14 protein-coding genes, 1 riboswitch and 1 other annotated feature (1 of these 16 running past the window's edge) are annotated in these 13,741 nt (G+C 33.0%); of the genes, 12 read left to right on the top strand and 2 right to left on the bottom strand.

Features of this window, described 5'->3' with window-relative positions:
* Positions 1–130 (top strand) — a binding site (T-box leader) (it extends 104 nt beyond the left edge of the window).
* Between the two features lie 169 nt (positions 131–299).
* The 5 genes from ACE83Q_RS01390 (at position 300) to thiT (ending at position 4,676) form a co-directional block, all read left to right on the top strand.
* Positions 300–956 (top strand): amino acid ABC transporter permease, encoded by a 657-nt coding sequence (locus tag ACE83Q_RS01390; RefSeq protein ID WP_409022354.1) that lies wholly within the window; start codon positions 300–302, stop codon positions 954–956.
* An 11-nt stretch (positions 957–967) separates the two neighbouring features.
* The gene (locus ACE83Q_RS01395; protein WP_409022355.1) at positions 968–1,606 is read left to right on the top strand and encodes an amino acid ABC transporter ATP-binding protein; all 639 of its coding nucleotides are present in this window, start codon (positions 968–970) and stop codon (positions 1,604–1,606) included.
* A gap of 10 nt (positions 1,607–1,616) precedes the next feature.
* Positions 1,617–2,456, top strand: coding sequence for a transporter substrate-binding domain-containing protein (locus ACE83Q_RS01400; protein ID WP_409022356.1), 840 nt, complete (start codon positions 1,617–1,619; stop codon positions 2,454–2,456).
* 15 nt (positions 2,457–2,471) lie between these two features.
* Positions 2,472–3,920 carry a cardiolipin synthase gene (gene cls, locus ACE83Q_RS01405; protein WP_409022357.1) on the top strand — a complete coding sequence of 483 codons (1,449 nt, stop codon included), beginning with the start codon at positions 2,472–2,474 and terminating at the stop codon, positions 3,918–3,920.
* 52 nt (positions 3,921–3,972) lie between these two features.
* Positions 3,973–4,076, top strand: a riboswitch (TPP riboswitch).
* Between the two features lie 45 nt (positions 4,077–4,121).
* The gene (gene thiT, locus ACE83Q_RS01410; protein WP_409022358.1) at positions 4,122–4,676 is read left to right on the top strand and encodes an energy-coupled thiamine transporter ThiT; all 555 of its coding nucleotides are present in this window, start codon (positions 4,122–4,124) and stop codon (positions 4,674–4,676) included.
* Between the two features lie 97 nt (positions 4,677–4,773).
* On the opposite strand, the gene ACE83Q_RS01415 is transcribed toward thiT, so the two are convergent.
* Both ACE83Q_RS01415 and ACE83Q_RS01420 read right to left on the bottom strand, forming a co-directional pair.
* A complete protein-coding gene (locus tag ACE83Q_RS01415) occupies positions 4,774–4,884 on the bottom strand; it encodes a DUF4044 domain-containing protein (RefSeq protein ID WP_409022359.1) in 111 nt (36 codons plus the stop codon).
* Between the two features lie 63 nt (positions 4,885–4,947).
* Positions 4,948–5,898, bottom strand: coding sequence for a magnesium transporter CorA family protein (locus tag ACE83Q_RS01420; protein ID WP_409022360.1), 951 nt, complete (start codon positions 5,896–5,898; stop codon positions 4,948–4,950).
* 199 nt (positions 5,899–6,097) lie between these two features.
* Between ACE83Q_RS01420 and asnB the strand changes: the two genes are divergently transcribed.
* The 7 genes from asnB (at position 6,098) to ACE83Q_RS01455 (ending at position 13,729) form a co-directional block, all read left to right on the top strand.
* Positions 6,098–7,984, top strand: coding sequence for an asparagine synthase (glutamine-hydrolyzing) (gene asnB, locus ACE83Q_RS01425; protein WP_409022786.1), 1,887 nt, complete (start codon positions 6,098–6,100; stop codon positions 7,982–7,984).
* A gap of 22 nt (positions 7,985–8,006) precedes the next feature.
* Entirely contained in the window at positions 8,007–9,206 is a 1,200-nt protein-coding gene (gene dapG, locus ACE83Q_RS01430) for an aspartate kinase (protein WP_409022361.1), read from the top strand.
* A 12-nt stretch (positions 9,207–9,218) separates the two neighbouring features.
* Entirely contained in the window at positions 9,219–9,587 is a 369-nt protein-coding gene (locus tag ACE83Q_RS01435; RefSeq protein WP_409022362.1) for a DUF3397 family protein, read from the top strand.
* A 174-nt stretch (positions 9,588–9,761) separates the two neighbouring features.
* On the top strand, positions 9,762–10,193 hold the full coding sequence (mraZ, locus tag ACE83Q_RS01440) for a division/cell wall cluster transcriptional repressor MraZ (protein WP_409022363.1): 432 nt from the start codon (positions 9,762–9,764) through the stop codon (positions 10,191–10,193).
* Positions 10,194–10,220: 27 nt separating this feature from the next.
* Entirely contained in the window at positions 10,221–11,171 is a 951-nt protein-coding gene (gene rsmH / locus ACE83Q_RS01445) for a 16S rRNA (cytosine(1402)-N(4))-methyltransferase RsmH (protein WP_409022364.1), read from the top strand.
* A 27-nt stretch (positions 11,172–11,198) separates the two neighbouring features.
* Positions 11,199–11,567 (top strand): cell division protein FtsL, encoded by a 369-nt coding sequence (gene ftsL / locus ACE83Q_RS01450; RefSeq protein ID WP_409022365.1) that lies wholly within the window; start codon positions 11,199–11,201, stop codon positions 11,565–11,567.
* Positions 11,564–13,729 carry a penicillin-binding transpeptidase domain-containing protein gene (locus ACE83Q_RS01455; RefSeq protein WP_409022366.1) on the top strand — a complete coding sequence of 722 codons (2,166 nt, stop codon included), beginning with the start codon at positions 11,564–11,566 and terminating at the stop codon, positions 13,727–13,729. Before ftsL ends, ACE83Q_RS01455 begins: the two co-directional genes overlap by 4 nt.
* Positions 13,730–13,741: the final 12 nt, after the last annotated feature.

Consider the following 13,741-nt stretch of genomic DNA (forward strand, 5'->3'; position numbering starts at 1 on the left):
TTTCCTAAACTAGTTAATTAGGGAAGTCCGGGATAAGCCCGTTATAGCTGTAGTTTAATAAACTCGTTAAGATTAAATTTGTGAGAATTTAATGATGTTTGAGGTGGTACCGCGATTCGTCGCCCTCTATAGTCAATAATGACTATAGAGTTTTTTTTATACTCATTTTTATTAATCTACATAAGGTGTTTTTCGTGAGAAAAATATGAATTTGAGGTGGCACCACGGCTATCGTCCTCTTGAGTCAATTTGATTTGGCTTGAGAGGATTTTTTTATTTAACTAAAGGGAGATAATGTAATGACTTATATATTAGAAATTTTGCCATCATTAATAGATGGTGCTAAATTAACGTTAGAAATATTTTTTTGGACGATCATTGGATCGATTCCACTTGGTTTAATTGTCGGATTAGGATTAATTTCAAAAATAAAACCAATTAAGTATTTTTTGAATTTTTATGTTTGGTTAATGCGAGGAACACCACTGCTACTACAATTAATTTTTGTATTTTATGGACTACCAACACTACAACAGTTCCATATTCATATTGTATTCGGTCGATACGATGCAGCATTATTTGCATTTATTTTGAATTATGGTGCGTATTTTGCTGAAATCTTTAGAGGTGGATTGCAATCGATTCCTAAAGGTCAATATGAAAGTGCAAAGGTATTGCGTCTATCATATTGGCAAACTATTAGGACAATTATTATTCCACAAGTGTTCAAGATCGTTTTACCTTCAATTGGAAATGAAATTATTAATTTAGTTAAAGATTCAAGTTTAGTATATGTTATTGGGTTAGGCGATTTATTAAGAGCCGGTAACGTAGCGACGAGTCGTGATGTAACACTCGTCCCACTATTGATGGTTGGGGCAATATATCTGTTATTAACAGCTATATTTACACTTGTCTTGAAGAAAATTGAAAAACATTATAGTTATTACAAATAAGGAGTAATTCTATGCTAGAGTTAAAAAATATTAAAAAGTATTATGGAAAACGATTAATTTTAGATGATATTAATTTAACAGTTAATGATGGTGAAATTGTTAGTATTGTTGGTCCATCTGGTGGTGGAAAAACGACTTTATTGAGATGTATTAGTGGGTTAGAATCAATTGATTCTGGAGATATTCTAATTGATGCCTCACCATTTGATCCATATCGTAATAATACGAACGAAAGTGTTATTGGGGTAGTATTCCAGGAATTTCAATTATTCCCTCATCTTTCAGTGTTAGATAATATAACGTTAGCTCCAAAATTAGTTTTAAATCGTAATAAAGTCCAGGCTGAGGAAGAGGCACAAAAATTATTAGATCGCTTATCTCTCGGAAATAAAGGGCATTTATATCCTTACCAACTTTCAGGTGGGCAGAAACAACGAGTTGCAATTGCACGTGCATTAGCGATGAATCCTAAAATCTTGTGTTATGATGAACCAACTTCAGCACTTGATCCAGCACTACGCCAGGAAGTAGAGAATTTAATATTATCGTTGAAAGTAGACGGAATGACTCAAATAATAGTGACACATGATGTACCATTTGCTGAAAATATTGCGGATAAATTATTAAAAGTTAAGCCGCTAGAAGATTAGAGGATAATAAATGAATCAATTAGTAAAAAAAATTGTTTTTACAATATTATTTATGATGATGTTTATAGGATTAGCTGGCTGTAGCAATAGTAGCCAATCAATGAATTCGGTTGATAGTTGGAAATCAATTCAAAAAAAGGGTACCGTTGTTATCGGAATTGATGATAGTTTTGTGCCAATGACATTCAGACAAAAAGATGGTAGTTTAGTAGGATATGATGTTGATTTAGCAAAAAAAGTTTTTGAAAAATATGATATTCAAGTTGATTTCCAAACAATTGATTGGTCTATGAAAGAAACGGAATTAAAAAATGGGACAATTGATTTAATCTGGAATGGGTATACAAAAACAACTGCACGTGCTAAAAATGTTGCTTTCAGTCGTACATACTTAACGAACAAGCAAGTATTAGTAACAAAAAAATCAAGTGAAATTAATTCTTTTTCTGATATGAAACAAAAAATTTTAGGTGTTCAAAGTGGTTCAGCTGGATTTGATAGCTTAAATTTGCATCCAGATATTTTAAAAGATAATATTAAAGATAAAGAACCTGTTCAATATGATTCATTTGATAATGCTTTTATCGATTTAAATGCAGATAGAATTCAAGGACTTTTAATTGATGATGTCTATGCGAACTACTTTATTAAGCATCAGTCGAATTCAAATGCATATAACGTGATAAATGGTAATTTTAAAACTGAAGATTTTGCGGTAGGTATGCGAAAATCTGATACAACAATGCAATTAAAAATTAATAGGGCAATAACAGAGTTGCAAAACAAAGGTTATCTAAAAGAATTAAATCAAAAATGGTTTGGTGAAAATAATAATATACAAAATAATTAATTTTGGAGGGACTATATGACATATGTAAATATTGGTGTGCTACTTGTTTTTTTATTGAACTTGTTAGCGGCAATTGTGACCGTCTTTAGAGAAAAACGTGATATTGCTGCAACATGGGCATGGCTTCTTGTCTTGATAGGTATTCCTATTTTTGGATTTTTAATTTATCTTTTTTTTGGTAAGAAAATTTCAAAAGAAAAAATATTTGATATTAAAACACAAGGTCGTATGGGTGTTGACCAATTAGTAGATCAACAAAAAGAAGAATGGGCCAGAGGAGAATTAACAACAAGTGGTAAATACACTGATGATGTGAACGAAATTATGCATATGTTTTTAGAAATAGAGAAATCTATTTTAACTAAGAAGAATGAGGTTCAGTTATTTATTGATGGGCATGATAAGTTTAAGACGTTATTTCAAGACATTCGTAAAGCTAAACACCATATACATGTTGAGTATTATGCATTCGAAGATGGGCATATTGGAAATGAACTATTGACGCTACTTGAAATGAAAGCAAACGAAGGTCTTGAAGTTAGAATCATCTATGATGCATTGGGATCAAAGGGAACTACTAAAAAATTCTTCAAACATCTTGAAGAATTGGGCGGTAAAGCAGAAACCTTTCTGGGTTCACATTTTTCATTTTCAAATCTTCGTTTGAACTTTAGAGATCATAGAAAGATTGTCGTTATTGATGGTAAAATTGGCTACATCGGTGGATTTAATGTTGGCGATCAGTATCTAGGTGAAAGTGAAAAATTTGGTAACTGGCGAGATACACATATTCGTGTATTTGGAAACGCTGTTGGATCACTACAAAGTAGGTTCATTATGGATTGGAATGCAACTGCGAGAAATAATCAGATTAATTACCAGTCAAGTTATTTTCCACAAACTGTTACAAAAGGTAAAGTTAACATGCAAATTGTTTCTAGTGGACCTGATTCAGAAATTGAACAAATAAAAAAAGGTTATATTAAGTTAATTAATTCAGCTAAAAAATATATTTATATTCAAACCCCTTATTTAATTCCAGATGATTCTGTTATAGAAGCGTTAGATATTGCGGTATCTTCAGGCGTTCAGGTTAGAATTATGATTCCTTGTATGCCAGATCATGCCTTTGTTTATCGTGCTACACAGTATTATGCGAAAGATCTAACGAATATTGGTGTAGAAATTTATCAATACAACAATGGATTTTTACACGCTAAAACAGTTGTAATTGATGAAATGGTTGCATCCGTTGGTTCAGCTAATTTTGATTTTAGAAGTTTTAAGTTAAACTTTGAAGCGAATGCATTTATTTATGATGTAGGTGTGGCAAGCACACTTAAAACAATTTTTGAAACTGATATGGAACAAAGTAGTCTTTTAACGAAAAGGTATTTTAATGATCAATCACATTGGTTGAAATTTAAGCAACAGTTTTCAAGACTTCTTTCACCGATATTATAGGAATGGAAACGCTTGACGTTTTTCAGGATGTATGCGATATTATTAATCGGAGACCAACACAAAGGGGAGCCGATTGATTTTGGCTGAGAGTGAAGAAATTCAGACCCTTGGAACCTGTTTGTTAATGCAAACGTAGGAATTGTGTGTAGAAGATTAACACCTTCTTTGTGCTTGGTTTACTAAGTCAAAGGAGGTTTTTTGTTGGAAAGAAAAAAATTATTGATATTACTAGAAGGGGTCGTTATGGCCGCTTTAGCAATGGCGCTATCATTTGTTCCTAATCCGCCAAATATTGATATTGCACTAGGTGTGTTACCTATTGTGGTATACAGTTTACGACGCGGATTAAAAATGGGATTAATTATTGGGTTACTATATGGTATATTACCTATTTTAATTGGAACTGCGTTTGTATTAACGCCGGTTCAGGCTATCTTAGAGTATCCAGTTGCTAATTTGGTACTAGGATTTTCTGGGTTATTCTCTGCTCGTTTTTTAAGTCAGTTGCGTACTAAAAATACGCGTGGTGCCATACAATCACTGACTTTTGCGATTTTAATAGCTGTATTTCTAAAATACAGTGCTCATTTTATGGCTGGTATCATTTTTTGGTCAAAATATGTTCAATGGGGGCTTTCCCCAGTTGTGTACTCAGCAGTTGTCAATTGTGGGAGTATGATTATTAACATGATTATTGCTACCTTGATACTTAGTATCATACTTAAAAAAAGTTCAGGAATCTTCCTAGCTAAATAGAATAGACAGAAAAAGACGGATATAATAATCCGCCTTTTTTTATAAAAAAGGTTCCTAGCTAATTAAGCTGGGAACCTTTAAAATTTTTATTTTTAAATTAAGCGATTGACATAACTGCGGTTAAAACGACACCACCGACTGTTACAAGAATCATTAACCACACGACAAACATTGTGATTTTTTGGAATGTAGATTTCTTTTTCTTCATGTTTTACCCACCCTCTCAAATCTAATAGTGTAACTATAACTTTTTTATAAGTAAAATGTCAACTTAAAAGTAGTCATTTTTCTTTAAATAATAAGCAGTTAATAAACAAATTATTAACGTGATTAATTGTAACCACCAGAATGAAAAATGAGTGTCTGCACCAGGAAGGGATACGTTCATGCCGAACATACCGCCAACGATTGTTGGTATCGTTAAAATAATCGTCATCGACGTTAAGACCTTCATGATAATATTTAAATTGTTTGAAATAACTGATGAAACCATTTCACCATAATTCTCTAATATTTTAGTTTGAATGCTTGTCATTGTTTCGGCTTGTTGGTTCTCGATTAAAACATCTGTGAGTAAATCATCAGTTGCCTTTTGTTTGAAATGCTCATTTGAGTCAACCATGGATTGAAGTACTGGATTATTTTTCTTTAAAGCAGCATCAAAATAAACTAAACTTTTTTGCATTGACATCATTTGATAATATTGCTCATTTTTAGTTGCTTTAGCAAGTGATTTTTCTAAATTTTCGGTTTCTTGAATGATCGATTTTAACGCAACGACAAAACTTTGTGATAGATACCAAAGTAATTTCAAAGTGAATTGATCCGATGTTATCGTTTTAATTTGATGAATTGGACTATCCGCGATAAATTTACTGATAAAATCTGGTTCACTATTTGAGACTGTAATTATTGCATCATCTGCTAAGATAATTGAAAAAGGAAACGTTTGGTATTCTAAGTAGCCTAGCGAGTTTCTAATGCGATGAGGGTACTGCATTAAGACTAAGTCAGGAACAATATTTTGAGACAATCCTTCAGTTCTTGAATTTTCTTGATCATCTGAAATAGCGGTCATATAGTCTCGTGGTATAGCATACTTTTTAATAAGTTCATTTATTTCTATTTCAGAAGGATTTGTAACGTTAATCCAACATGATTTACTGTATTCTTTTATTTTTTGAATTGTACCTAACTCAGTTGATGTATAATATTCTATCAATATCAAAGTCCCCTTTATTCGAATAACATAATACATAGTATACCAAATTTTTTAAGCTTTCGTTAATTCAGACATCTAGTTGTTAAGATTAGTTCAAATACGCTATAATAGTAAACATAACTGTAACCTAAATTGAAATATATGGTAGAATCATCTATAATATAAGACATTGATTTTTATGAAAATGAGGGATGAAAATATGTGTGGATTTGCAGGTGTATTGAGCGATAGACAAAAAAATACCAATGATGATTACGATAAAATTGTTCATAATATGACAAAAATGATTGTTCACCGTGGTCCTGATGATTCAGGTTATTTTAGTGATGATGATATAACAATGGGATTTAGAAGATTAAGTATTATTGATTTAGAAGGCGGACACCAACCACTTTCATACGAAAATGAACGTTACTGGTTAACTTTCAACGGTGAAATCTATAATTATATTGAACTACGTGAAGCATTAGTTGCTGATGGTTATGAATTTAAAACAGATTCTGATTCAGAAGTCATTTTAGGTATGTATGCTAAGTACGGTGCAGAAGCTGTTAAGCAGTTCCGTGGAATGTTTGGATTTGTTATCTGGGATACGCAAGAAAAAACACTTTTTGCTGCCCGTGATCAATTTGGGATTAAACCATTTTATTACGCTATAGCAGATGACAATTTTTATTATGGTTCGGAAAGTAAAGCTATTTATAAAGTTTTAAAAAATAAGACATTTGATAAAGATGCACTTCAAGATTATATGACATTCCAATTTGTACCAGAACCAGAAACGTTAACTAAAGAAATTGATATGTTACAACCTGGACATTATTTAACAAAAAAATTAGGCGAGAAGCCTGTTATTACACGATATTTTTCTGCTGAATTTCATCCAGTAGTTCGTCCAGAAGAGACATATATTAAACGTATTAAAGACGTCCTAATTGATTCAGTTGATAAGCATATGCGTGCCGATGTACCAGTTGGTTCATTCTTATCTGGTGGAATTGATTCGTCTATTATTGTTGCTATTGCTAAAGAATTAAATCCAAAATTAGAAACGATTTCAGTTGGATTTGAACGTGAAGGCTATAGTGAAATAGATGTTGCGCAAGAAACCGCAGAAAAATTAGATGTCGCTAATTTTAGTTCTGTTATTACGGCTGAAGCATTTATGAAGGCTTTTCCACATTTCATTTGGAATATGGATGATCCCTTGGCTGATCCGGCTGCTGTGCCTCAATATTTCCTTGCTAAAGAGGCCAGAAAACGTGTTAAAGTTGCATTGACGGGTGAAGGTGCTGATGAACTATTTGGTGGTTACACTATTTATCATGAACCTGAATCATTAAAAGGATTTAAATACACTAAACCAATTAATGGTGCGTTGAATAAAATTGCTCAAATGATGCCTAAAGGGATGCGTGGACAAAGTTTCCTTCTTCGAGGCACGACACCAATGGAGGATCGTTACGTTGGTAATGCTTTTATTTTTAATGAAAAAGAAAAAGAAGCATTCTTTAAAGACTATAATAAAAATCATCCATTCCAAAGTATTACTGGCCAATATTATGATGCATCAAAAGATTACAATAAAATAGATCAAATGCAATTTATTGATATGCATACATGGTTAAATGGAGATTTATTGCATAATGCCGATCGTACAACAATGGCACACAGCATAGAATTGAGAACACCATTCTTGGATAAAGAAGTTTTTGCCGTTGCTTCTGAAGTGCCTGCAGATTTGAGAATTGCACATGGAACAACCAAGTATGCTTTACGTAAAGCTGCTGAAGGTATTGTTCCTGACCATGTTTTAAATCGTAAAAAATTAGGTTTCCCTGTGCCTATTCGTTTTTGGTTAAAAGACGAAATGTATGATTGGGCTAAACAAATTATTAATGATTCTCAAACAGATGAATTTTTTAACAAACAATATTTCATAGATTTATTGGATGAACATCGTGCTGGTGTTAGAGATAACTCTAGAAAAATATGGACTGTCTTAACATTTATGGTATGGCATCGTATTTATATTGAAAGTGACATATTAGAAGATAGTAAAACAGTAACAGAAAAAGCTAAATAATAAATAGTGGGAGTTCAAAATAATGACAATTATGGTTCAGAAGTTTGGTGGCACATCGGTTCAAGACGATGAGTCGAGACGAGCAGCTTTAAAACACGTAAAATATTCAGTTGATAAAGGGTATCAAGTCGTTGTCGTTGTTTCAGCAATTGGGCGTAAAGGCGCACCTTATGCAACTGATTCATTATTAGGACTTGTCGATGGAGAGCAATCATTACTTTCTAATAGAGAACTCGATATGATTGTTTCTGTTGGTGAAACTATTTCTGCCGCAGTTTTTTCTGAATTATTGAATAAGGAAGGCATTAAAGCTGCTGCTTTAACAGGGCAGGATGCTGGAGTTGAAACAACTGATGAATTTCAGAATGCTAAAGTAATTAACATTAATACTGATTTAATTGATGAGGCATTTAAAGATGCTGATGTTTTAGTTGTGACTGGGTTCCAAGGTGCTACAAGTAAAGGTCAAACGACGACTATTGGGCGTGGTGGAAGTGATACGACAGCTGCATTACTTGGAGCAGCATTAGATGCTGAACGTGTCGATATTTTTACTGACGTGTCAGGGATGATGACTGCCGATCCTAGATTAGTTACAAAGGCAAAATTTCTAGAAACAGTCAGTTATGAAGAAGTTGCAAATATGGCCCATGAAGGTGCAAAAGTTATCCATCCTCGTGCAGTGGAAATTGCGCAACAAGCCCATGTTCCAGTTCGGATTCGCTCAACTTGGCAAAGTCCTGAAGAGATGGGAACCCTTGTGACCGACCGAAACTTAGGTGTAAAGCATTATCGTAGTGTAACTGGTATTGCTCATGTGACTGGGCTCAGTCAATTTACAATTAAAACAGTTAATCATGCTCCAAAAGATGTTTTTAATTTGATGTCCGATAATAATTTGAGTGTTGATTTTATTAATATCTCACCTGGCAAAGTCGTCTTTAATTTGTTTAATGATGATGAAAAAAAAGCTAAACAACTTTTAGTAGATGCTGGAATTGATGTCTCAGTGCTTCCAAACTGTGCGAAAGTTTCAATTGTGGGAGCGGGGATGACTGGAACACCAGGTGTTACGGCCAAAATTGTAACAGCACTGGCTGAGAAGGATATTAATATTCTTCAAACAACTGATAGTTATACGACAATTTGGATTTTAGTTCAACAGGACGATTTAAAAACTGCTGTTAATGCATTACATGATGTCTTTTTAAGCAGTATCTAAAAGGGGTAATTTATGAAACTTTTACCATTTTTTGGAACTTGGTATGGGTCGATAATTTTAATATTTGGATATATTCTAATTTTAACTTTACTTAAACGTATTTTACGTAAAAATTGGCCTAAACGGTTGCAAATCATTGATTTTTTACCACCATTACTTCTTTTGTTGACACATATTTTATCAGTACGAGAGTTTAATTTATCGATTACACCATTTATAATATTTTCTTGGTGCTTAATTGGTATTGCTAGTGCGCTTATGTATGCGTATCGAGATGGAGAATTAATTTATGCAAAATTTTTCAAGACCATTTGGAAAATTACTGATATTTATATGCTTGGATGGTACCTCTTAATGCTTCTCTTTTTAGTACTATTTTAAGGATATCGTCCTATATTTTTAATTATAAGTAATGTAAAAAACACTTAATCTAAAAAGGATTGAGTGTTTTTTTGTATATTATCATTTAAAAACATAATATTGGGGAATTCAGTGGTGGAATGTGGGGCATTGTGGTAAAATTTAAATAGTTACTATGAAGGGGGGCTGTACACAATGTTTATGGGCGAATTTAAACACACTTTAGATACTAAAGGTAGATTAATTATTCCAGCTAAATTTCGTGAGGAATTAGGTGAGAAATTTGTTATTACTCGAGGTATGGATGGTTGTTTATTCGGATATACACAAACAGAGTGGACACTCCTAGAAGAAAAGCTTAAAACACTCCCTTTAACAAAAAAAGATTCACGGGCTTTTGTAAGATTTTTATATTCTGCAGCTACAGAATGTGAATTTGATAAACAAGGCCGTATTAATATTCCAGTTCCTTTAAGAACACATGCTGATTTAGAAAAAAAATGTGTGCTAGTAGGTGCTTCAAACAGATTCGAAGTATGGAGTGAAGATCGATGGAATAGTTTTTCAGAGAGTGCATCAGAAAATTTTGATGAAATTGCAGAAAATATGATTGATTTTGGATTTTAAATAACACGTATGAAAGGGGATAAAACTATGACGACATTTGAACATGAAACAGTACTACTAAATGAAGCAGTAGATGGGTTGGCTATTAAACCAGATGGTATATATGTTGATTGTACTTTGGGTGGCGGTGGACATAGTGCCCTAATCCTGTCTCAACTAAGTACGGAGGGACATTTATATGCTTTTGACCAGGATCAAACAGCGATTACTTATAATGAAGAGCATTTAAAAAAATACATAGAAAATGGACAAGTTACTTTTATTAAACGCAATTTTAAAGATTTAAAAGCCGCGTTACTGGAACTTAATGTGACGGAAGTAGATGGTGTACTCTATGACTTAGGTGTATCATCCCCACAATTTGATGTCGCAGAACGAGGCTTCAGTTATCAGCACGATGCGCCGTTAGATATGAGGATGGATTTAAGTGCAGAATTAACAGCTAAAGAGATTGTTAATAATTGGACATATCAAGAACTTATTAGAATCTTTTTTAGATATGGTGAAGAAAAATTTGCAAAGTCAATTGCTCGTCAGATTGAAAATGCTAGAGAAAATGAAGAAATTGTTACAACTAGTCAATTAGTTGAATTAATTAAAATGGGTATTCCGGCTCGTGCAAGACGAACAGGTGGGCACCCTGCTAAAAAAGTTTTTCAAGCTATTCGAATTGCGGTTAATGATGAATTGGGTGTTTTAGAAGATTCATTAGAGCAAGCAATTGATTTAATTAATGTTAAGGGGCAAGTTAGCGTTATTACATTTCAGTCATTAGAAGATAGATTGGTCAAAACGATGTTTAAGGAACGAACAAGTTTACCAGAGTTACCACCGGGTTTACCTGTAATTCCAGATAATATTCAGCCAAATTATGCACTAGTTAATAAAAAGCCAATTTTACCATCAGAATTAGAATTACAGAATAATAGGCGTGCACATTCAGCAAAATTGAGAATTATAAAACGATTGAAAAAATAATATTTTATAATAAAGGGGTTACATATCATGGCACAAAATAGCACAGCACGACAAATGCCAAGAGAATATAAAGAAAATCCAAGACAACAACCTATACATAAAAAAACAGTGGGAGCACAAAGTGTTGCATTTTCTAGAATTGAAAAATCATTATTTGGTTTAATTGGTGCAATTTCTTTGGTACTTATGCTTATGCTAGTTTCATCTCAGGTAGAGTTGTCTAATAGTAGTCAATTTTTACAAAATATTAACAGCGAAATAACAGCTATTCAAACTAAGAGTTCTGATTTGACACAAGAAGTGAACGAACTTGCCAGTAATGATCGATTAAATAGTATCGCTAATAAAAATGGTCTTAATTTAAGTGAGAGTAGAATAAGGAATGTAACGAAATGAATAATCAAAAGCAACGGATGATAAATGACATGAAAAAGAAACGTAGAAATAGGCAAAGGTTTGGTGTGCTACTAATCCTGGCCGTTTTAGCGATTCTTTTGATGTTTATCATTCGTTTTTCTTATATTGTAATAGGTGGAAAAGTTTCAGATGTTAATTTAAGTAGCCAAACACAGGCACTTTATGAAAATAGTCGAATTGATAAAGCAAATAGAGGAACCATTTATGATGATTCAAATCAACCGATTGCTGAAGATACAACAAACTACTCAATTTATGCAGTTCTATCAAAATCATATGTTGGTGCAAATAACAAAGCGTTATACGTTACTGATAAGAGTAAAGCTGCAAAAGTTATTAGTGATGCGATTGGAATGAAAGAATCTAAAGTTTACAATATTTTGAATGCAAAAAAAGGAACTTACCAAGTTGAATTTGGTAATTCTGGTAAAAACTTATCTTTGGAAACAAAAAACAAGATAGAATCAGCAGATTTAAAAGGTATTTATTTCACTGAAACACAAGCAAGATTATATCCAAATGGCGTTTTTGCATCACATTTAATTGGTGTGACAAAAAGCACTTCAAAAAAAGGTGATTCAACTTTATCTGGTGTAATGGGACTAGAATTAGCATTTAATAAACAATTAAGTGGAACAGACGGGTTAAAAAAGGTCCAAAAAGATAGTTATGGTTACCAACTACCAAACTCAAAGACAAAAACAAAAAAAGTTGAAAATGGAAATAATATTTATACAACCATTGATACAAAATTACAAACGTATCTTGAAACAACTCTAACTAACGTACAAAAAACATATAATCCTAAATCAATGAATGTTGTTATAATGAATGCTAAAAATGGAAAAATTTTGGCAGGAAGTCAACGGCCTACATTTAATGCAGATACCAAAAGTGGTATTTCAAAGATGTGGCGTAATACGCTAATTGAAGATAGTTATGAACCCGGCTCGACTATGAAAGTATTTACAATGGCAGCTGCTATTGAAAATAATGCCTACAATGAGAATGCCGTCTATAAATCAGGTGTTTTAAAAGTGGGAACTAAGATTGTTCCTGATTGGAATACATCTGGTTGGGGTTTAATCACTTATCGTGAAGGTTTCGCTCGTTCAAGTAATGTTGGTATGGCTAAGTTGGAACAAGCGATGGGGCATACTGCTTGGCTTAAATATATAAAAAAATTTGGTTTCCTGGAAAGTACAAATCTGGGATTAGCTAATGAAGCAAAAGGTAGTATTGAATTTCAATACCCAATTGAACAAGCAGATACAGCTTTTGGTCAAGGAATAAATGTGACAACTATGCAAATGATGCAAGGTTTTACGGCATTTGCAAACAACGGTAAGATGATCAAACCAACGCTTGTGGATAAAATTGTAGATCCTAATACTGGAAAAACAACGTATCAAGCTAAAACAACAAATTTAGGACAAGTTATTAAAAAATCAACGTCTAAAGAAGTATTAAGCATGATGCAAGATGTTATCTACAAAAATTATGGGACCGGTAATGCCTTTAAAATTGATGGTTACAAGATAGCTGCAAAAACAGGGACTGCCCAAATTTCGGATCCAAATGGAACTGGATATCTAACGGGTGATGCAAATTATGTCTTTTCAGTTGTAGGTATGGCGCCGGCCAAAGATCCAAAATATATTATGTATGTAACGATGAAACAACCACAAAATATGCAAGGTACCAGTGGTAATGCTATTTTGGCACAAATATTTAATCCATTGATGAAGAGGACATTAGAAGAAGACAGTTCAACGGCAGTATCAACTGCAAAGACTAATGTAACAGTAGCAGACGTTACAAATAGTTCAACTTCATCAGCTAAAACAAAATTAAACGAACAAAATCTAGATATTGCAGTTATCGGACATGGCAGAACGGTAGCTAATCAGTATCCACCTGCTGGAACGACTGTATTATCCGGACGTAAAATATTGTTATTAACAAATGGTGAAATGATTATGCCTGATTTAACCGGTTGGTCAAAGAGTGATGCGGTGAATGCTGCAGAATTAATGAAACTAAACTTAACGACAACGGGTAGTGGTTATGTAGCAGCTCAAAGTATTAAGGCGAATACAGTTGTTAAAAAATCAACTATGGTGAAATTAACGTTAAAATAAAAAGGTGAATAT

The sequence above is a fragment of the Dellaglioa kimchii genome (assembly GCF_046115505.1).
GTDB lineage: Bacteria > Bacillota > Bacilli > Lactobacillales > Lactobacillaceae > Dellaglioa > Dellaglioa kimchii.